At 66.4% G+C, this 19,097-nt stretch carries 15 protein-coding genes; 9 read left to right on the forward strand and 6 right to left on the reverse strand.

Annotated features, from left to right (window positions below):
- The first annotated feature begins 64 nt into the window (after positions 1 to 64).
- The 3 genes from O5K31_RS01200 to O5K31_RS01210 all read left to right on the forward strand — a co-directional run bounded on the left by O5K31_RS01200 (position 65) and on the right by O5K31_RS01210 (position 3,370).
- Positions 65 to 2,104 (forward strand): TonB-dependent receptor, encoded by a 2,040-nt coding sequence (locus O5K31_RS01200; protein WP_269715309.1) that lies wholly within the window; start codon positions 65 to 67, stop codon positions 2,102 to 2,104.
- Between the two features lie 127 nt (positions 2,105 to 2,231).
- A complete protein-coding gene (locus tag O5K31_RS01205; RefSeq protein ID WP_269715310.1) occupies positions 2,232 to 3,014 on the forward strand; it encodes a SapC family protein in 783 nt (260 codons plus the stop codon).
- Positions 3,015 to 3,172: 158 nt separating this feature from the next.
- Positions 3,173 to 3,370, forward strand: a complete 198-nt coding sequence (locus tag O5K31_RS01210; RefSeq protein WP_269715311.1) for a hypothetical protein — start codon at positions 3,173 to 3,175, stop codon at positions 3,368 to 3,370.
- Here O5K31_RS01210 and O5K31_RS01215 read toward each other — a convergent pair.
- The gene (locus tag O5K31_RS01215) at positions 3,367 to 3,759 is read right to left on the reverse strand and encodes an acyl dehydratase (protein ID WP_269715312.1); all 393 of its coding nucleotides are present in this window, start codon (positions 3,757 to 3,759) and stop codon (positions 3,367 to 3,369) included. The two genes, O5K31_RS01210 and O5K31_RS01215, sit on opposite strands and share 4 nt — an antisense overlap.
- 81 nt (positions 3,760 to 3,840) lie before the next feature.
- On the opposite strand from O5K31_RS01215, the gene O5K31_RS01220 reads away from it, so the two are divergent.
- From O5K31_RS01220 to hisG, 6 genes are all read left to right on the forward strand, one after another.
- Positions 3,841 to 5,991, forward strand: a complete 2,151-nt coding sequence (locus O5K31_RS01220; protein WP_269715313.1) for a protein-disulfide reductase DsbD family protein — start codon at positions 3,841 to 3,843, stop codon at positions 5,989 to 5,991.
- Between the two features lie 25 nt (positions 5,992 to 6,016).
- A complete protein-coding gene (locus O5K31_RS01225; RefSeq protein WP_269715314.1) occupies positions 6,017 to 6,619 on the forward strand; it encodes a redoxin domain-containing protein in 603 nt (200 codons plus the stop codon).
- A gap of 89 nt (positions 6,620 to 6,708) precedes the next feature.
- Positions 6,709 to 8,328, forward strand: a complete 1,620-nt coding sequence (gene pgi, locus O5K31_RS01230) for a glucose-6-phosphate isomerase (protein WP_269715315.1) — start codon at positions 6,709 to 6,711, stop codon at positions 8,326 to 8,328.
- A 218-nt stretch (positions 8,329 to 8,546) separates the two neighbouring features.
- Positions 8,547 to 10,016, forward strand: a complete 1,470-nt coding sequence (gene hisS / locus O5K31_RS01235) for a histidine--tRNA ligase (RefSeq protein WP_269715316.1) — start codon at positions 8,547 to 8,549, stop codon at positions 10,014 to 10,016.
- Positions 10,016 to 11,143 (forward strand): ATP phosphoribosyltransferase regulatory subunit, encoded by a 1,128-nt coding sequence (locus tag O5K31_RS01240; protein ID WP_269715317.1) that lies wholly within the window; start codon positions 10,016 to 10,018, stop codon positions 11,141 to 11,143. Before hisS ends, O5K31_RS01240 begins: the two co-directional genes overlap by 1 nt.
- Positions 11,140 to 12,114 (forward strand): ATP phosphoribosyltransferase, encoded by a 975-nt coding sequence (hisG, locus tag O5K31_RS01245; RefSeq protein WP_269715318.1) that lies wholly within the window; start codon positions 11,140 to 11,142, stop codon positions 12,112 to 12,114. The genes O5K31_RS01240 and hisG overlap by 4 nt, the downstream gene beginning before the upstream one ends.
- A gap of 345 nt (positions 12,115 to 12,459) precedes the next feature.
- Here the strand turns inward: hisG and O5K31_RS01250 are convergent, their stop codons facing one another.
- The 5 genes from O5K31_RS01250 to O5K31_RS01270 all read right to left on the reverse strand — a co-directional run bounded on the left by O5K31_RS01250 (position 12,460) and on the right by O5K31_RS01270 (position 19,076).
- Positions 12,460 to 14,580: a M13 family metallopeptidase gene (locus O5K31_RS01250; protein WP_269715319.1), complete on the reverse strand. Its 2,121-nt coding sequence runs from the start codon at positions 14,578 to 14,580 to the stop codon at positions 12,460 to 12,462.
- 92 nt (positions 14,581 to 14,672) lie between these two features.
- Entirely contained in the window at positions 14,673 to 15,134 is a 462-nt protein-coding gene (locus O5K31_RS01255; protein WP_269715320.1) for a copper chaperone PCu(A)C, read from the reverse strand.
- The gene (locus tag O5K31_RS01260; protein WP_269715321.1) at positions 15,131 to 16,462 is read right to left on the reverse strand and encodes a PepSY-associated TM helix domain-containing protein; all 1,332 of its coding nucleotides are present in this window, start codon (positions 16,460 to 16,462) and stop codon (positions 15,131 to 15,133) included. Before O5K31_RS01260 ends, O5K31_RS01255 begins: the two co-directional genes overlap by 4 nt.
- Positions 16,463 to 16,506: 44 nt before the next feature.
- Positions 16,507 to 18,543, reverse strand: coding sequence for a TonB-dependent receptor family protein (locus O5K31_RS01265; protein WP_442867742.1), 2,037 nt, complete (start codon positions 18,541 to 18,543; stop codon positions 16,507 to 16,509).
- Between the two features lie 110 nt (positions 18,544 to 18,653).
- Positions 18,654 to 19,076 (reverse strand): DUF2946 family protein, encoded by a 423-nt coding sequence (locus O5K31_RS01270; protein ID WP_269715322.1) that lies wholly within the window; start codon positions 19,074 to 19,076, stop codon positions 18,654 to 18,656.
- Between the last annotated feature and the right edge of the window lie 21 nt (positions 19,077 to 19,097).

The following is a 19,097-nucleotide window of genomic DNA, read 5'->3' on the forward strand; positions in this document are numbered from 1 at the left end:
CTTGACGATCGGATATGTTATTTCATAACAGATGGTTCTCTCAGTATCAGTCAGGTCCCTGCACATGTCCGTTCGCATCCTTTTCGGAGCCGCCAGTCTCGCGGCGCTCTCAACCGCCGCCATGGCCGAGGAAGCGCCAGGCCATGATGTGTCGGAAGTGGTGATCACCGCCGCGCCCTATGCGGTCGAGGCCGGAGCCATGACCGCCAGCGTCGCCGTGGTGACCCGTCAGGACCTGGACCTCGCGCCCCAAGCCGGACTAGGCGAGGTGCTAGCGGGCATGCCGGGCCTGCGTTCGACCGCTTTCGGAGCGGGCGCCAGCCGGCCGGTGGTGCGCGGCCTGTCCGGTCCGCGGGTCCTGGTCCTGAACAACGGCGTGGGCATGATCGACGCCAGCGCCCTGTCGCCGGATCACCAGGTCGCTTCCGACCCGGGCGAGGCTGAACGCATCGAGGTGCTGCGCGGGCCTTCGGCCCTGGCCTATGGCGGCTCTGCCATCGGCGGCGTAGTCAATGTCATCGACGAACGCATCCCGACCCATCGCCCGGAAAAGCCGGAAGGTCGGGTCAATGTTTCGGGCGCCACGGTGGACGATAGCTACTCCGCCTCGGCCGCGGTGCGCGCCGCTGCGGGGCCGCTGGTCTTTTCTCTAGACGGTCTGAAGCGCAAAAGTGACGACTATGAGATTCCCGTGCCGGCGGAATCCGTGCGCCAGATCCTGTCGGAAGGCGAATTCCCGGAAAGCCGCAAGGGCGGCAAGCTGGAGAACACGGCCGTCGATCTGGAAGCCTATGGCGCGGGCGTGTCCTATGTCGGCGCGGCCGGCTATCTGGGCGTGGCGGTCAAGCACACCGACACCTCCTATGGGGTTCCCGGCCACTCCCACGAGCATGAACACGAGCATGAAGAGGGGGAGGACCACGATCACGAGGAGCACGAGGAGGAGGCCCCGGTCACCATCGGCCTCAAGCAGACACGTGTGGATCTTCGCGGCGAGTATGACGGGGCGTTTGGTCCCTTCGCCAAGCTGAAGTTCTCGGGGGGGTGGGCTGACTACAAGCACACCGAATTCGAAGGCGACGAGGTCGGCACGCGTTTCCTATCCGACGGCGTCGAAGGACGCCTGGACTTGGTTCAAGCCGAACGCGACGGCTGGAAAGGCGCCGTGGGCTTCCAAGCCCTGCGCCGCGATTTCGACGCCCAGGGCGACGAAGCCTATGTGCCCAAGACGCGCATCACCGAATTTGGCGCCTTCACCCAGCAGCGGGTGGACAAGGACGGCTGGGGCTATGAAGGCGGCCTACGCGTCGATCAGCGCAAGCTCGACAGCCTGGCCGGCGAGCGCGATTTCACCAATATCTCCGGGTCGGTCGGCGCGTTCCTGAAGCCTTCGGATGCCTGGTTCTTCGGCGTCGCTCTGTCGCGTAACGGCCGCGCCCCGACCGAAGCCGAGTTGTTCGCCAACGGCCCGCACGTGGCGACGCGAGGCTTCGAGATCGGCAACCCCGATCTGGACTCTGAAATCGCCTATTCACTGGAGGCCACCCTCCACTACGGGGGCGACCGCCTGGACGCCGATCTGCACCTCTTCGCCGCCAAGTACGACGGCTTCATCGACGCCCGCCCCACGGGCGAGGAGGAAGATGGCCTGGCGGTGTTCGCCTATGAGCAGACCGACGCCGATTTCCACGGCTTCGAGGCCGAGGTTTCCTACCGACTGTGGGAGCAGGACCGCAAAAGCTTCACGCTTGAGGCCGGCGCCGACTATGTACGCGGCGACACCGATCTCGGCGCGCCGGCTCGCATCCCGCCTTATTCGGTGTCGGTGCGCGGTATCGCCGACAGCCCCCATTGGGGCGGCAAGCTCGAGGTTCGTCAGGTCGGCAAGCAGACTCGCGTGGCCGAGTTCGAGCTGCCGACCGACGCCTATACCGTCCTCAACGCCCGGGTGTCCTACAAGCCGTTCGGCGACCCGCGGATGGAGTTCTACATCGACGGCCGTAACCTGACGGACGCAGAGGTTCGCGAGCACACCTCCTTCCTCAAGGACATCGCGCCGTCGCCGGGACGCTCGGTCCGGGGCGGGGTCGCCTGGCGCTTCTAGATCGGCGTTAGGCCGTCGCATTGCCGGGGAGCGGCCTATCGGCTAAGAAGCCGCTCCCATCAGGCGTCGCGGGTCTAGTGAACCGCTGATGCTAGAAGCCAACCTTTCTCCTGCATCCGAGTTCGTCATGACCGATCAGAGCCCGATCACCGGCAGCGTCCTGTTCTACACCTCGCCGGAACCGCTCAACGCCCAATCCCACGGCAAGCTTGGCATGAACGCCAACGACAAGCCGTACGCCTTCGCCCGTGAAGGCCACATCGTTCCAGCGGTTGTGACCGAATTTGCTCCGGCTGCTCTGTCGTTCCCCATCATTTTCATCGGCGAAAAGAAGCTGCCGGTGGCCGTGATGGGTATCAACGCCGGCGAAAACCTGTTCGTGAAGGACGACGGCGGCTACGCCACCGGCGCTTACATCCCAGGCTTCCTGCGCCGCTATCCCTTCGTCCTGGCCAATGACGACGATCAAAAGCGCATGGTCGTGTGCATCGACCGTCCGTCGAGCCTGATCCAGGAAAACGCCGAGACCCCGTTCTTCGACGACAAGGGTCAGCCCACGGAATTCACCCAGAACGCCATCAAGTTCTGTGACGACTTCGAGCTGGAGCGCATGCGCACCGAGAGCTTCGTCCAGCTGCTGACGGACCTGGACCTGTTCGAGACCAAGCAGGCTCACTACACGCCGTTCAACAACGACGGCACTCGTGGCGAGCCGCAGGTCATCGCTGAGTACTTCGCCGTGTCGGAAGACAAGCTGAAGGCCTTGCCGACCGAAAAGCTGATCGAGCTGCGCGACAATGGCGCCCTGGGCCAGATCTACGCCCACCTGACCTCCCTGCTGGGTTGGGAGCGCCTGATCGCCATGCAGATCGAAAAGCGCCTGGGCGAAGGCGCCCCCACCGTCCAGTAATCTCGGCGGCTAAAACGATCTCAAGGAACCCTCTCCCGTCCCGCGGGGGAGGGTTTTTCTTTGTCGGGTTCCCGACCAAGCGTGGCCATTGGCCTCATTGAGGCCCCATGCAGCGGCCAGTTTTCCAGATCACACCCTTGCCTGTCGGGAGTTTGGTCTTGTCAGCCGGTCCATTTGTTGTTCATCGCCATGGCGACGGCTGGGCGGTCGCCTGCGACGAGGGGGTGCTTATCGTCACCAGCACTCAGAGCGAGGCATTGGAACTGGCGGCCGATGCGACCACGATTCTCGAACAGACCTGGCTGGAGACACCCCGACGCGCGGTTGAGCCTCGCAGCTTCGCCTCGGACGGCTAGCGGGCGAAGACGCTGCGGGTCAGGCAGGAAAAGACCAGCCGCCCGGCCTCGTCCAGAAGATCGTGCTGAGCGATGACGATCCCCTTGCTCTCGCCCACCGCATCCTTGCCCATCACCGTCATGCGGCCCCGCAACAGTTCGCCCGACGGCGGATTGCGCGCCCAGCGCAAGGCGTCGATGCCCAGGCGCTTGGTTTGCGGCCACTCCGCCGAGGCCATGTCGTCCAGCTTGGACCAGAGTGCGAAGAGGAAGGCGTCAGGGGCGCCCCGCTCCACATCCCAACCGGGAGCGAACGCAGTGACGAAGGCCGCCAGGGCTTCGGGATTCACGGCGGCGGCGCCAAGGGAGACGACCTGGCCGATTTCGATTTCGTCGAAGGATGCGGGCATGATTCGGATCATCACCTGCGTCGGGCGCTTGTCGATAGGGCGTATTTCACCAGACGCGACGGCGTTCTATAGCTTACGGCCATGATCGCTCGACTTTCCCGACTGCTCGGCGCCCTTGGGGTCGCTCTTGGCCTGAGCCTGGCGGCTCCGGCCCTCGCCGCACCGGTCAACACCGGCCATATCGAGGCTGACCTGGTCGCCCGCGACAGCTGGGCCGTTCCTGGCTCCACGATCTATGTGGCCGTGACCCAGAAGATCGATAAGGGGTGGCACACCTACTGGCGCAACAGCGGCGACAGTGGCGAGGCGACCAGCATCGACTGGACCTTGCCCGCGGGCTGGACCGCCGGCGACATCGTGTGGGCCACGCCGCATCGCCAGCCGACCGGCCCGCTGATGAACTACGGCTATGCCGACAAGGTCGTACTGCCTGTGCCGATCAATGTCCCGGTCAGCGCCAAGCCGGGCGAGACCGTCACGCTCAAGGCTGACGTGCTCTTCCTTGTATGCGCGGACATCTGCATCCCGGAGAACGCCAAGCTTGAACTGGCCGTCGAGGTCCGCGACGAGGCGCCGGAGCCCAATTGGCGCACCGGCCGCCTGGTCGCCGACGCCCTGACCGCCGCGCCCAAGTCAGCCGGGCTGGACGCTGTGTTCCAGGCGTCAGAAGCCGGCCTGAAGCTGGCGGTCACCGGCGCGCCGCTGAAGGGCGGCCAGTTTCCGGAAGCCTACTTCTTTCCCTTCGACGGAACGCTGATCGATCACGCCGGGAAGCAGACGGTCGAGGCGGGTCCCGACGGCGTGACCCTGACCATCCCCGCCGGGGTGGCGCTGAAGTCCGGACAGATTCCCGAAGACGTCGGCGGCGTGCTGTCGATCGGCGATCAGGCGTTCGAGATCGTCGCCAAGGCGGGGACGATGCCCGCTGCTGCGGCCGGCATGGGCGTTCCCGCCGCCAAGGCGCCGTCCGGCGGCGGTGGTGGAAGCGACGGCGTCGCCCTAGCCATCCTGTTCGCCTTTGTCGGCGGGCTGATCCTCAACCTGATGCCTTGCGTCTTCCCGGTGCTGTCTATGAAGGCCGCTTCGCTGGCGGGCCATGCTCAGGACCCTCGGGAAGCCCGCACCCAGGGCTTGGCGTTCTTGGCCGGCGTTCTGGTCACCTTCCTGGCCCTGGCGGGCGCCTTGATCGCCGCGCGTGCGGCGGGGCAGGCCGTGGGCTGGGGCTTTCAGCTGCAATCGCCGGCCGTGGTGGGCGTGCTCAGCCTGGTCATGCTGCTGACCGCCCTCAATCTGTCTAGCGTTTTCGAGGTGGGCACGTCCGTCCAGGGCGCGGGCCAGGGTCTGGCGTCCAAGAACGGTCTGGCCGGCTCCTTCTTCACCGGCGTGCTGGCGGTGGTCGTCGCCGCCCCCTGCACCGCCCCATTCATGGCGCCGGCGATCGGGGTCGCCTTGACCCAGCCGGCGATCGGCTCCCTCGCCATCTTCCTGTTTCTGGGCCTGGGCCTGGCCGCGCCCTATGTGGCCATCTCGTTCTCGCCCGCCCTCCTGCGCCGCTTCCCCAGGCCGGGTCCCTGGATGGACGTGCTGAAAAAGGTCCTGGCCTTCCCGATGTACGGGGCGGCGGCTTGGTTGGTCTGGGTGTTTTCGCTGCAGGCAGGATCGCCGGGCTTGGCGCTGCTTTTGGCCTGCGCCCTGGTCGTCGCCTTCGCGGCCTGGCTGTTTGGCCTGTCGCAGCGCCAGGCCACGCCGCGCCTACGCTGGATGGCGGGCGGCGCCGCGGTTCTGACCGCCGTCGCGGTGATCGCCGTCATGATCCCGCTGGCCAAGGGCGGGGCTGCGCCTTCGGCCGGTTCAGTGACCAGTGAGGTCGCTTCGGCTGAACTTGCGTCCGAGCCCTGGTCGCCCGAGCGTGTCGCGGCCCTGCGCGCCGAGGGGAGGCCCGTCTTTGTCAACTTCACCGCCGCCTGGTGCGTCACCTGCCAGGTCAACGACAAGGTCGCCCTGTCCACCCAGCCGGTGGCCGACGCCTTCAAAACGGCCAACGCCGTCTACATGGTCGCCGACTGGACCAACAGGAACGCCGAAATAGCTCAGACCCTGGCCGAACATGGCCGGGCGGGCGTGCCGCTCTATCTTGTGTATGGCGCAAAGGGCGGTGAGGCCGTCATACTGCCTCAGCTTTTGACCCCGGGCGCAGTGACCGAAGCCATCGAGGCGGCGGCGCTGCGCTGATCGATAATCTCGATTGGAGACTCCTATGAGCCTGACCCGTCGTCTTCTCGTCGCCGCCGCGCCGATCCTGTCTCTTGCTCCCAGCCTCGCGCTCGCCGCTCCGGCCCCTGCCTTCTCCGTGAAGGACGCGGACGGCAAGACCCGCTCGCTCTCCGAATTCAAGGGCAAGACCGTCGTCCTGGAATGGGTCAACGAGGGCTGCCCCTATGTGAAGAAGCACTACAGCGGCAACATGCAGGCCCTGCAAAAGGCCGCGACCGCCGACGGCGTGGTGTGGCTGAGCGTGGTGTCCTCCGCACCCGGCGAGCAGGGCTATTTCGCCGACGGCGCCGCGGCCAAGAAGTGGGCCGCCGCTAACAAGGCCGCGCCGAGCGCCATCCTTCTCGACCCGGATGGCAAGATGGGCATGGCCTATGGGGCCAAGACCACACCGCACATGTACGTCATCGATAAGACGGGCCAACTGGTCTACCAGGGCGGCATCGACGACAAGCCGACCAACAAGGTCGAGGACATCAAGGGCGCGAAGAATTACGTCACTGCCGCCCTCGCCGACGTGAAGGCCGGCCGCAAGCCCGTCGTCGCGGTCAGCAGGCCCTATGGCTGCAGCGTCAAGTACAAGGCGTAAGCCGCGCTGATCCTCATTTGAGGATTGGTCTTCATGACGTCGCCGTCTCCCTCTGCTAATCGCGGAAGGTCAGCAGAGGGAGCGCGACGATGAGCAAACTGGACGCCGCTTGGAGCCGTCTCGAGGCCGCCGCGAAAGACGCGGCCGCCACGCGCATCGTCGATCTGTTCGACGCCGAGCCTGATCGCCTGTCGAAGCTGACCGTGTCGGCCGCCGGCGTGTCGCTCGACCTTTCCAAACAGAGCTGGACCGCCGAAGGCCTCGATGCCGCCCTGGATCTCGCCCGCGCGGTTGATGTGGAAGGGGCGCGCCAAGCCATGTTCGGCGGCGAGGCGATCAACACCTCCGAGGATCGCGCCGTCCTGCACGTGGCCCTGCGTGCGGCCAAGGACGCCCCTTATGCCGCCAAGGGCGAGGCGGTGATGGCCGACGTCGAGGATGTCCGCGTCCGCATGAAAGCCTTCGCCGAGCAGGTGCGCTCGGGCGCGGTCAAAGGCTCCACCGGCAAGCCGTTCAAGACCATCCTGCACATCGGCATCGGCGGCTCGGACCTGGGCCCCCGCCTGCTGTGGGATGCTTTGCGTCCCGTGAAACCGCAGATCGACGTGCGCTTCGTGGCGAATGTGGACGGCGCCGAGTTCGAGCTGGTCACCGCCGACATGGACCCGGAAGAGACCCTGGTCATCGTCGTCTCCAAGACCTTCACCACTCAGGAGACCATGGCCAACGCCCAGGCGGCTCGCGACTGGCTCAGCGCCGCGTTGGGCGAGGAGGGGGCCAAGGCGCACCTGGCCGCCGTTTCCACCGCCCTGGACAAGACCTCGGCCTTCGGGGTGCCGGACGAGCGAGTCTTCGGCTTCTGGGATTGGGTCGGTGGCCGCTATTCGCTGTGGTCGTCGGTCAGTTTGTCGGTGGCGATCGCCGCTGGCTGGGAGGTGTTCGAACGCTTCCACGCCGGCGCGGCCCAGATGGACGTCCACTTCCGCGATGCGCCGCTGGAGAAGAATGCTCCGGTGCTGCTGGCCCTGGCTCAGATTTTCAACCGCAACGGCCTTGGCCGCCCCGCCCGCTCGGTGGTGGCCTACTCCTATCGCCTCAGCCGATTGTCGGCCTTCCTGCAGCAGCTGGAGATGGAGTCCAACGGCAAGCAGGTGGACAAGGCCGGCAAGCCGGTGACCCGCGGCACGTCCGCCATCGTGTTCGGCGGCGAGGGGACCAATGTCCAGCACGCCTATTTCCAGGCGATGCACCAGGGGACCGACATCACCCCTATGGAGTTGATCGGTCTGGCGACGACCGACGAGGGACCGGCCGGCATGCATCCCAAGCTGCTGTCCAACCTTCTGGCCCAGGCCGAGGCCTTCATGGTCGGCCGCTCGGAGGAGGAGGTCCGTAAGGAGCTGGCCGACAAGGGCGTGGACGCAGCGACCATCGATGTCATGGCTCCGCAGCGGACCTTCCCCGGCAACCGGCCCTCCACCCTGATCTTGCTGGACCGCCTGACGCCGGAAACCTTCGGCGCTCTGATCGCGCTCTATGAGCACAAGACCTTCGTCGAAGGCGTGATCTGGGGGATCAACAGCTTCGACCAGTGGGGCGTGGAGCTGGGCAAGGTGATGGCGAACCGCATCCTGCCCGAACTGGAGGGCGGCGCGCCCGCCAGGCACGATCCATCCACCACGGCCATGATCGCAAAGCTGAAGCCCTGAGCATCGCGGCGGGGTATGGTCAGTTAATCCCTTCTCGGCTATAGCCCCGCCCGTGACCTGCACCGCGCACCACCACCACGGCCATCACCACCCGACCTCATGGGGGACGGGCCAGGGTCGCGCGGCTTAAAGCCCAGCACATCCCGGCCAAAGCCCCCGCTCAAGGCGGAGGCTTGAAGCAAGCGCTCCGTCGTCCTTCCGAACCGACGAAAAGCGCCATGACCGAAGAAACCTTCCGCCCCGAAGCCCGCGCCCCCCGAGGGTTCGCCGACAAGCGCGCCGCGCAGTTGCGCTCGGAGCGCGCGATCCTGGAAGCCGTGTCCAAGGTCTATGAGAGCTATGGCTTCGAGGCGCTGGACACCGGCGCGTTCGAATATGCCGACGCTCTGGGCAAGTTCCTGCCGGACAGCGACCGTCCCAACGAGGGCGTCTTCGCCCTGCAGGACGACGACGAGCAGTGGATGGCCTTGCGCTATGACCTGACCGCGCCCCTGGCGCGGTTCGCGGCTCAGAACTGGGAGACCCTGCCCAAGCCGTTCCGCCGCTATGCGTTCGGTACGGTGTGGCGTAACGAAAAGCCTGGTCCCGGCCGGTTCCGCGAGTTCATCCAGTGCGACGCCGACACGGTGGGCTCGGCCCGCCCTGAGGCCGACGCTGAGATCATCGCCATGGCCGTCGCGGGTCTGGAGGCGGCCGGTCTGCCGCGCGGCCAGGCGGTGATCAAGATCAACGACCGCAAGCTCCTCAACGGCCTGCTCACCGCCGCCGGCGTTGAAAGCAACGGCCAGAAGCTGGGCGTGCTGCGCGCGGTCGACAAGCTAGACCGGCTGGGCGCCGAGGGCGTGAAACTGCTGCTTGGCGAGGGCCGCAAGGACGAGAGCGGCGCCTTCACCAAGGGTGCGGGCCTGACGGGCAAGGCCATTGATTCCGTCCTGGCCTTCGTGGCGGCGGGCGCGGCGTCGCGGGGCGCGACGCTCGACGCGCTTTCGGCGGTGATTGGCGGATCGGCGGAGGGCGACGAAGGCCTGGCCGAGCTTGCCGCCATAGACGCGGCCCTGAAGGGTCTGGGCGTGGCCGAGGACCAGGCGCTGTTCGATCCGTCCATCGTTCGCGGGTTGGAATATTACACCGGGGCGGTGTTCGAGGCCGAGCTGCTACTGACCACCACTGACGAAAAGGGCGAGGCCGTGCGCTTTGGCTCCATCGGCGGCGGCGGCCGTTATGATGACCTGATCGCCCGATTCACCGGGCAACCCGTGCCGGCCACCGGCTTCTCCTTTGGGGTGTCGCGCCTGGCCGCCGCGCTGAAGGCCGCCGGGCGTGACGCGGCCCAGGCCGCGCGGGGACCGGTGGTGATCATCGCCTTCGACCAGGCCCACATGCCTGAGTACTTCGCCGTGGCGGGCGAGCTTCGCGCCGCCGGCGTCGCGGCCGAGGTCTATCTCGGCTCGTCCGGCATGAAGCCGCAGATGAAATACGCCGACCGCCGCATGGCGCCGGCGGTCATCATGCTGGGCGGCGACGAGATCGCCGCCGGCACGGTGACCATCAAGGATCTGGACCTTGGTCGTGAGCTCGCCGCCGGAGTGTCGGACAACGCCGAGTGGAAATCGACCCGCCCTGGTCAGCAAACGGTCGCGCGCGGCGAGCTGGTGGCGGCGGTCAAGCGGATCACGGAGGGCGGCTGATGCGCCTCGAAAAGGCCATTCCGGCGACGGCCCTGGAGGCCATTCGCGCCCCGTTTCTGAGCGCGGGCGCGCAGGCGGTCGACTCCCCGGTGTTGCAGCCTCTGAGCCTGCTGCTCGATCTGTCGGGCGAGTCCATGCGCGCGCGCCTGTTCGTGGTTCAGGGCGATGGCGGCGAAGAGTTGGCCCTGCGGCCTGACTTCACCATCGGCGTGGCGCGCAGCCACATTGAGGCGGGCGTCGAGATCGGCCGCTACGCATATGAGGGCAAGGCCTTCCGCGTGGCGCCGGTCGGATCGGGCCGCGCCGAAGAGTTTCTGCAGATCGGTCTGGAGGCCTTTGGCCCGCCGGAAGGTCCGCGCGCCGACGCCGAAGTCGCCGCCCTGGCCTGGAAGGCCTCCGTCGCCGGCGGTCGTGATGATCTGACCCTCCTGCTGGGCGATGTGTCGCTGTTCAGCGCCTTTGTCGACAGCCTGGACCTTGCGCCGCCCTTGGCCGCCCGCCTCAAGCGCGCCTTCAGCCATCCACGCCTGCTCAAGGCGGAGCTTGAAGGTGAAGTCGTCGCGGCGCCGAGCGGCTCGGGCAAGCTGGCCAATTTGCTGGCGGGCCTTCCCGAGGCGGAAGCGGAAGAGGTGCTGCGCGAGCTCTGGACCATGACTGGCGTCGAGCCGGTGGGTGGCCGTCGCCCGGCTGATATCGTTCATCGCTTGATCGCCCGGTCGCAGGCGCAGGACGCCGGCCGTCTGTCCGAAAGTGAGATCGCCGCCGTGCGCGGCTATCTGTCCATCAGCGACCGGCCCCGCGCGGCCCTGGCTGCGGTGAAGGGCCTGTCTGGTCCCAAGGGGGAGGCGCTGCAGACGGCGCTCGCGGCCTGGGACAGCCGCCTGGCCGCCCTGATCGAGCTGGGCGCCGACGAGGCGCGCATGACCTTGTCCACCGGCTTTGGCCGCGCCTTCGGCTACTATGACGGCGTGTTGTTCGAAGTCCGCAGCGCGGCGCTGGGCGACGAGCGCCCGGTCGCGGCTGGCGGCCGCTATGACGGGCTCGTGCCGCGTCTTGGCGGCAAGGCGGCCGGCGCCGTCGGGTGCATGGTGCGGCCGGCGCGAGCCTATCTGGGAGGCGGCGAATGAGCGAACCCCTGATCTTCGCCATCCCCTCAAAGGGACGGCTCAAGGAACAGGTCGAGGCCTGGCTCGCCGACTGCGGCTTCAAGCTGGAGGCCACGGGCGGATCGCGTGGCTACAGCGCTGAACTGTCCGGGCTGCCTGGCGTGTCTGTGCGTCTGCTGTCGGCCGGCGACATCGCCGCCGCCCTGGCGTCGGGCGAAGTGCATCTGGGCGTCACCGGCGAGGACCTCCTGCGCGAGCAGGGTGAGGATATGGATGCGCGCGTGACCCTATTGCGCGCCCTGGGCTTTGGTCGCGCCGATCTCGTGGTCGCCGCGCCCAAGAGCTGGCTCGATGTGGACACAATGGCCGATCTGGACGAGGTCGGGCACATCCATCTGGCCCGCACGGGCCGGCGCCTGCGCGTGGCCACCAAGTACTTGGCCCAGACCCGCAGCTTCTTCGCCCGTCGTGGTGTCGCCGATTATCGCATCGTCGAATCCAGCGGGGCCACCGAGGGGGCTCCGGCCGCCGGCGCGGCCGAACTGGTGGTCGACATCACTACAACTGGCGCGACCCTGACGGCCAATGGTCTGAAGGTCTTGTCCGACGGGGTGATCCTGAAGAGCCAGGCCCAGCTGGCCGCCAGCCTCTGCGCGACCTGGACGCCGGATAATCTGGCCTCGGCGCGCCGGCTTGTGATCGCGGTGGAAGCCCGGGCCCGAGCCATGGCCTTGGCGACCCTTGTGTGGCCGGCCGAGCAGGACGCGGCGGCGCGGCAGGCTACGGAAGGCTTCGCCGCCAAGGGTGCGACCCGAAGGGCCAATGGTTTGCTGGTGGACAAGCGAGATCTGCTGGATGTCTGCGCCGCCTTGGGAGCCAAAGGAGTCGAGCCGGTGACGGTCGCGCGCCCCGACTACGTCTTCGAAGCCGCGTCGGCGGCCATCGAAAGCTTGGCCGGAGGATTGGCGCTTAAAACTGACATGTGTGCATAAAATTAACCGGCTCGGTTAAAACTTATCGACGCTAATGTACGGTTTTTCTTTCAACGCCTTGCAAAAACCGGCTTTGCGGCGTTGACAGTCCTCTTAATTTGCCGTTCTTAGGGGTTACCAGGAGATGAGGGCCGCCGCAGAACGGCTCAGCTCCTAGGCGTTTCGGGGAGGAAACGCCCTCTAAGATCGAGTGATCGAGCAATAGCTGAACCCGCCGCGATATCCCCCGCGGCGGGTTCAGTGTTTTTGGACTTAATCGTCAAAAACCTCAAACGCGCGTTACATGGCAAAACGCCCGCCCCGGATGACCGGGACGGGCGCATTCAGCATGGCTTACCAGTGCGCCTACCAGAGGCGGACGCGATCCTCCGGGGCGATGTAGGGGGCGTCGCCCGGTTTGACGTCGAACGCCTTGTACCAGCCGTCGATGTTCCGGATGGTGCCATTGACGCGGTAGTAGGCCGGCGAGTGCGGATCGGTGACGACCTGCTGGCGCAGGGCTTCGTCCCGAATCTTCTGGCGCCACACCTGGGCCCAGCCCAGGAACACGCGCTGGTCGCCCGTCAGGCCGTCCAGAACCGGAGCCGGCTTGCCGTTCAGGGAGCGGTGGTAGGCTTCGAGACCCAGGGTCAGGCCGGCCAGGTCGCCGATGTTCTCACCCATGGTCAGGCCGCCCTGGACCTTGGCGCCCGGCAGGGGCTCGAACGCCGAGTACTGCGCGCCCAGCTTGTCGGCCTGCGCCTTGAACTTGGCGGCGTCCTCGGCCGTCCACCAATCCTTCAGCACGCCGTCGCCGTCATAGCTGCGGCCCTGGTCGTCGAAGCCGTGGCCGATCTCGTGGCCAATGACCCCGCCGATGCCGCCGTAGTTGATGGCGTCGTCGGCGTTCGGATCGAAGAAGGGCGCCTGAAGGATGGCGGCGGGGAAGACGATCTCGTTGAGCGGCGGGTTGTAGTAGGCGTTCACCGTCTGCGGGGTCATACCCCATTCCTTGCGGTCCACCGGGCCGCCCAGACGGTCCACGTCGCGCTTCCATTCGAAGGCCGACGAGCGGAGCACGTTTCCGTAGAGATCGTCCTTTCTGATGGTCAGGCCCGAATAGTCACGCCACTCGTCTGGATAGCCGATCTTGACCGTGAACTTGGACAGCTTGTCGAGCGCCTTGGCCTTGGTCTCGGCGCCCATCCACGGCAGGGCTTCGATGCGGTCGTGCAGGGCGGCGCGGATATCGGCCACCAGCTTGAGCATCTTGGCCTTGGATTCCGGCGGGAAGTACTGAGCCACATAGGCGCGGCCGACGGCTTCGCCCATCATGCCGTTGACGTTGGCCACACCGCGCTTCCAGCGGGGACGCTGCTCGGGCTGGCCGCTCAGGGTCTTGCCGCGGAAGTCGAACTGGGCGTCGACAAAGGCCTTGGACAGGTAAGGCGCGCCGTCGTCAGCCAAGTGGAACGCCTGCCAGGCCTTCAGGGTCTCAAGCGGGGTCTCGTTGTAGACGGCCACGAACTTGGGGAAGGCGGTGTCGGTGGTCAGGACCACGCTCTGCACGCCACCCAGGCCGGCTGGCGTCAGCAACGCGCCCCAGTCGAAGCCCGGCGCATAAGCGTCGAGCTCGGCGCGGGTCTTGAGCGCATAGGTCTTGTTGGCGTCGCGTTTCTCGATCCGGGTCCAGGTGACTTGGGCCAGCTTGGTCTCGAAATCGACGACGGCTTGGGCGTGCTCGGCTGGCTTGTCCCAGCCCGCCAGGGTCAGCATGGTCTGGACGTAGGCCAGATAGGCGGCCTTCTTCTCGGCGAACTTGGCCTCGAGATAATAATCGCGGTCCGGCAGGCCCAGACCCCCGGTGAGCAGGTACACCGCGTACTTGGACGGGTCCTTTTCGTCGGCGCTGATGTAGCTTGGGAAGATAGAGACAAAGCCCGACGAGTGGGTCTTGCCCATCAGGCCGGTGAACTCGGTCTTTGTCTTCACGGCTCGGATCTGGTCCAGCTCCGGCGCTAGGGGCTTGGCGCCCAGCTGTTCTGCCAGGGCCTCGTTCATGAAAGCGTTATAGGCGTCGCCGATCTTGCCGGCGTCCTTGTCCTGGACCTTGCCGCTGGCCGCGTCCTGAATGATCGCCTGCGAGCGGGCTTCCGACAGCAGGGACAGCTTGTCGAAGTTGCCAAAGCGCGTGCGGTCGGCGGGGATTTCGGTGGTCTCCTCCCACGTCCCGTTGGCATATTTGAAGAAGTCTTCGCCAGGTTTGACGGCGGTATCGCGGCCGCCGAGGTCATAACCCCAGGTTCCGTAGCGCGGGGACTCCAGCGAGGTCGCCGTTCCACCCGAAGCGCCGTCCTGGGCGAGCATATCGAGCGACTGCATATGGCAGAGTGCGTCGAGGCAATCATTGTGTTCGTGGGCCTGAGCGCCAGCGGCGCTGATCAGAAGGGCGCCTGCTGCCGCAGCGCCCAGCCATGCCGTCTTCATTCTTGTCGTCCCGATGATGTTTGCGTGGAGTTGGACGGCCGCAGTTTGCATGGGCCGCCCGCCCCGTTCGGTTACAAATCGTTCATGTTTGGCTAGTGTTGGTGACCACCTGCCGCAGGCATGGTCCGCACAGGAAATTGCAGGGTCTGGCTCGGCGCCTTGGCGAACTTGAGCGTCAGGGTGACCGACGAGCCAACCGTGAAAGGCGCCTTGGGCTTGATGACCATGATGTGCAGACCGCCCGGCTTGAGCTGCGCCGCCTGGCCGGCCGCGAGGGCGATGCCATCCTCCAATTCACGCATGCGCATGATCCCATCCTCCACGCTCATGGTGTGGATTTCGGCGCGGTCCGCCGCCTTGGTCTCGACAGCGACCAGCCGGTCATCGGCGGCCGCCTTCAGGGTCATGTAGCACCCCCCGGCGGGTGCGACGGCGGGCGCGGCCCGACACCATGCGTTGGTGATCGTCACTGAAGGGAGCGCGGCCTCGGCCGCCTTCCCACAGGCGGCGAGCATAAGAACCGGGGCGAGCATGGCGAGAAGCTTGGCGTTCATGACTGTCCTGCTTTGCGGGCGGCGGCGATCAGCCGGCCCGCCAATTGATCGATGACAAGTGCGACGACGAGGGATGCGCCGACAAGGGGGTAGAAGATCGCAAGGGGAGCGACGACGAGGGCGAGACCTCCATAGACGCGCCGGTCAGCGGGAGCGGGCGGCGCCCCGAGGCTTCCTTTGGGCCGGCGCTTCCACCACATGATCAGCGCCGAGCCCCCCATCAGCCAGATGGCGATGCAGGCGCCTAGCATGAGCCATTGGTTGATGCGTCCGTATTGCTGGCCCTGGTGAACGGATATGCCCCATTCGATCGCCTTGGCGGCGGCGCCGAACTGGCCATAGCGGATGTCGGCGAGCACACCACCGCTCACCGGGTCTAGATAGAGCGTGCGGGTGTCCTCAACCTGATCGGGCATGTAGGCGGCGGACCAGGCGGCGCCAGGCTTGGCCGGCATGGACAGCACGAAGGGTGTCCCGAGGCCGGCGTTTCGCACGTTGCCCAGGATCAGCTCGATCGGCGCTTGAGGACCGGTCGATGCCGTGATCCTCTTGCCTTGAAGGGACCATGGCACAGCGCCGTGGTCTGCATGTTCGGCATGGACCTCCGCCGTCGGCGCCTTGGGGCGCCCCAGGCCCGCCGAAGCGGTGATGTCGCGCACCTGCTTTCCCCACACCACCGACCAAGGCATGCCGGTTGCAGCCAGGAATACGATCAAGCCGCCAGCAAACAGGCCGGTCACGGCGTGAAGATCGCGCCAGAACACCCGCTGTCCTGGCGCGCCGCGTAGAGCGACCACGCCGCCCAGGCCCTTGCGCCTCGGCCACCACAAGAAGAATCCCGTGGCCACCAGTACGATGGCCCAGCCCGCGACGATCTCGACCAGCCAGTTGGCCCACGGCGCCACAAGCTCGAGACTATGCAGTCGTTTGATAAACTCCATCACGCCGCCATAGGTGATGGAGCCCGTCACCCGGCCGTCGAAGGGGTCGACGAAGACGGTCCGCTTTTCGCCGTCAGGCTGCTGGATGACGACATGCGCGGCACGCCCCGGCTCTGGCGTGACCAGCCGCACGGCCTTTCCGCCGCTGGCGCGCTCGGCGGCGCTGATCCAGGTGGAAGGCGCGGCCGTGTCGACCCGTGTCTGGACCGCTTCGAAACGGCGATAAACGGCCGTGTCGATCTCGTCCTTGAATAGATAGGCCCCGCCGGTCAGGGCCAGCAGCATCAAGAAGGGGAGCACCAGCAAGCCGGCGTAGAAGTGCCACCGCCAGAAGGCGCGATAGAGCGCTGAAGCCGAGGGCGCCGCAGTGTCGGTTGTTTTGGACATCGAATGTCTCCGTTGGGCGGCGGTCTGGCCGCCGCCCGCTTGGATCAGAACGCGACCGTGACGCCGCCGAACACCGACCGGCCATCGCCGGGCCAGTATGCGGCGCTGGTGGGGGTGGCGCTGATCTGGGCCTGGACGTTGGAGATGTAAGCCTCGTCCGTCAGGTTTCGCGCGTCGATGAACAACGAGACCTTGTCATTGACCGTCCAGCCCACGCCCAGATTGAGGATGGCGTAGGAGGACGCCCGAGTGGTGTTCCTATAATCCACCCAGATATCCGAGGCTGACCATTCCATCGACGGCGCGACGAACCAGCCTCGCGGGTCTTCGTAACGAAGTTCGGCGCGATAGAAGTGCTGCGGCACGATCGGCAGGCGATTGTCGCCGTACTGGACGTCATCGTCGAAGCGGAAGTCCGACCACGTCCAGGTCTGGCGCAGGCGAAGGCGCGACGTCATCCGCCAATCCAAGGCCGCCTCCACGCCTTGGTGGATGGTCTCGTCGGCGTTGAAGGTCGAGGCTGGAACGCCGTTCAGGCCCGCGGTGTACTGCAACAGCTCCTTGTCCAGCAGCGCCCGATAAAGGGTGATGTCCCAGGTCAGCGGCCCGCGTCGCCCGCGCGTCCCAAGTTCGGCGGTCCAGGCTTCCTGGGCCTGAACCGGTGCGAAGCCGACATTGGTAGGCGACATGGAGCCGAAGTTCGGCGGCTCGACCGACTTGGTCAGATTGGCGAACACTTGAGACCCGTCCGCCGCTTCCCACAGAAGGCCCACGCGCGGGGCGACCCAGTCGTAATCCTTAGACGCGGTCAGGTTGAACGTCGCGGGCTGACCGGGCACGGCGAAGCTGCGATAGTCACGCTCGGCGGTCCCCCAGGTGGCGCCAGCCACCAACGCCAGCTGCCCCGTGACGAACAGGCGCCCCTCTGCGAAGAGATCCGTCGCCCGGGCGTTCTGCAGTGAGATCGAGGTGGGCGCGCCGCGAGCGCCTCTGACATTGACGTAGAAGTTTGAGTCGAGATCGCCCTCTCGAATCCACACCCCAGCGTAGGCGTCCGCCCGCATGGCGCCGATCTGACCATCCCAGTCCAGGCGGCCGAATGCCCCCCAGTTGCGGCTCTGCTGGTCGATGACCTGGAAGATGGGGTGATCCAGGTCCTTCCAGACGCCATAGACCGCACCTTGGAAAACGGCGCTTTCGTTCAATCGCCAAGTGGTGCGCAGGGAGGTTCGCACGCCTCGCAGGTCTCGGCCCTGATCATTGGCGTAGTTCCCCGGCGCGGCCTGATGAGGATTGGCGTCGAACTGCGACCGGGTCAGTGCGCCGGGAATTTCCTGCTTGATGTTGGAGGCGTTGACGATCAGGCGCACCTCCCGATCCTCGCCAAACTTGCGGCCGATATTGAGCGATCCGAACTGGATGTTCTGCTGGCTCTGGGGTCGCTCTCCCTGGCTGCGCTGGTCGGTGGCGGCGGCATAGACGTCCCAGTCACCGAACTGGCGGGCGACAGCGATGTTCTCGCGCAGGAAGCCGAATGAGCCTCCGTCGATGCGCAGGCGGTTCTCGAAACCGGCGTCAGCGCCGGTGGGCGTGACGATGTTGACCGCCCCGCCCAGCAGGGCCCCGCCGAACCGAAGGGCGTTGCCGCCGCGATAGACTTCAGTGTAGCGGGCCAGAAGCGGGTCGGCGATCTGGCTGTCGCCGTAGCCGTCGGCCTCGTTCAGGGGCACGCCGTCCTGCGCCAGCAATAGGCCTCGATTGTGGTTGGCGTTGCCGATGCCTGAGCCGCGAATGGAGATACGGATGTCGCCGCCCCATTTGCGCTGCGCGTAGACGCCAGGCGCGTCGCGAAGCATGTCGTCCAGCGCCAGGGCGAACCGGTTGGCGTAGGACTCGGCCGAGATCACCGAAACGGCGCCGGGAGTCTTGGACAGGCGCGAGCGGGCGTCAGCCACGACGGGCGGATCTTCCGGATCAGGGCTTGCGGTGACGATCACCGAGTCGATCGTGTTGGAGGTTTGCGCAAGGGCGCAGGCAGGCAGACACAGCACGGCGGCGCCGGCGAAAAGGATGACTTTCACTTTATGAGGTTCCCACGGCCGCTTGGCGGCCGATTCTTCATGGACAGGCGGCCCACACACCGCGAACGGAGGTGCGGCGGGCGAGCAGGCGATCCGGCCTTAAGCCGGTGTCAGATGAAGACTGTCGGGGGGCCTCTTGCGGGCAGCGGGGGGGCGGAAAGACCGCGGCCCGGTGCGAGCATGGGTTTGGTGTGGACGGGTGCGTCTTGGTGTTCGATGAACGCGACGGCCTGCATGTTGGACAGGTCCGGCAGCGGCGCTCCGGTCGCGGCGCTGGCGAAGGCGCAAGGCGCGTCGCCGGCGGATTTCTCGCCCTGAGCCTTGCCGTCGGAATGTGGCGCGATCGCTTCGCCGGGAGCGACGACCATCGCGCCTTCCCCGGTACAGATGACCAGTTCGAAGGGCAGGCTGTTGGTCGCGGGCTTGGCCATGAAGCCCGCGGGGATGAGCACCTTCATGACGACCGCCAGCGCAGCCAATGTCATGCAGACATGGCCCCACAGGTTGCGTTGCGGGCGTCGGAAGGCTTTCACGATGGCGCTCTTAGACAAGGG

This window comes from Caulobacter sp. NIBR2454 (genome assembly GCF_027474405.1).
Lineage (GTDB): Bacteria > Pseudomonadota > Alphaproteobacteria > Caulobacterales > Caulobacteraceae > Caulobacter.

Bases quoted from the DNA above. Each gene is read 5' to 3' on its own strand.
- pgi (WP_269715315.1), top strand. From the start codon at position 6,709: ATGAGCAAACTGGACGCCGCTTGGAGCCGTCTCGAGGCCGCCGCGAAA.
- O5K31_RS01260 (WP_269715321.1), bottom strand. From the start codon at position 16,462: ATGTCCAAAACAACCGACACTGCGGCGCCCTCGGCTTCAGCGCTCTAT.
- O5K31_RS01220 (WP_269715313.1), top strand. From the start codon at position 3,841: ATGATCGCTCGACTTTCCCGACTGCTCGGCGCCCTTGGGGTCGCTCTT.
- O5K31_RS01200 (WP_269715309.1), top strand. From the start codon at position 65: ATGTCCGTTCGCATCCTTTTCGGAGCCGCCAGTCTCGCGGCGCTCTCA.
- hisS (WP_269715316.1), top strand. From the start codon at position 8,547: ATGACCGAAGAAACCTTCCGCCCCGAAGCCCGCGCCCCCCGAGGGTTC.
- O5K31_RS01255 (WP_269715320.1), bottom strand. From the start codon at position 15,134: ATGAACGCCAAGCTTCTCGCCATGCTCGCCCCGGTTCTTATGCTCGCC.
- O5K31_RS01215 (WP_269715312.1), bottom strand. From the start codon at position 3,759: ATGCCCGCATCCTTCGACGAAATCGAAATCGGCCAGGTCGTCTCCCTT.
- hisG (WP_269715318.1), top strand. From the start codon at position 11,140: ATGAGCGAACCCCTGATCTTCGCCATCCCCTCAAAGGGACGGCTCAAG.
- O5K31_RS01205 (WP_269715310.1), top strand. From the start codon at position 2,232: ATGACCGATCAGAGCCCGATCACCGGCAGCGTCCTGTTCTACACCTCG.
- O5K31_RS01225 (WP_269715314.1), top strand. From the start codon at position 6,017: ATGAGCCTGACCCGTCGTCTTCTCGTCGCCGCCGCGCCGATCCTGTCT.
- O5K31_RS01250 (WP_269715319.1), bottom strand. From the start codon at position 14,580: ATGAAGACGGCATGGCTGGGCGCTGCGGCAGCAGGCGCCCTTCTGATC.
- O5K31_RS01240 (WP_269715317.1), top strand. From the start codon at position 10,016: ATGCGCCTCGAAAAGGCCATTCCGGCGACGGCCCTGGAGGCCATTCGC.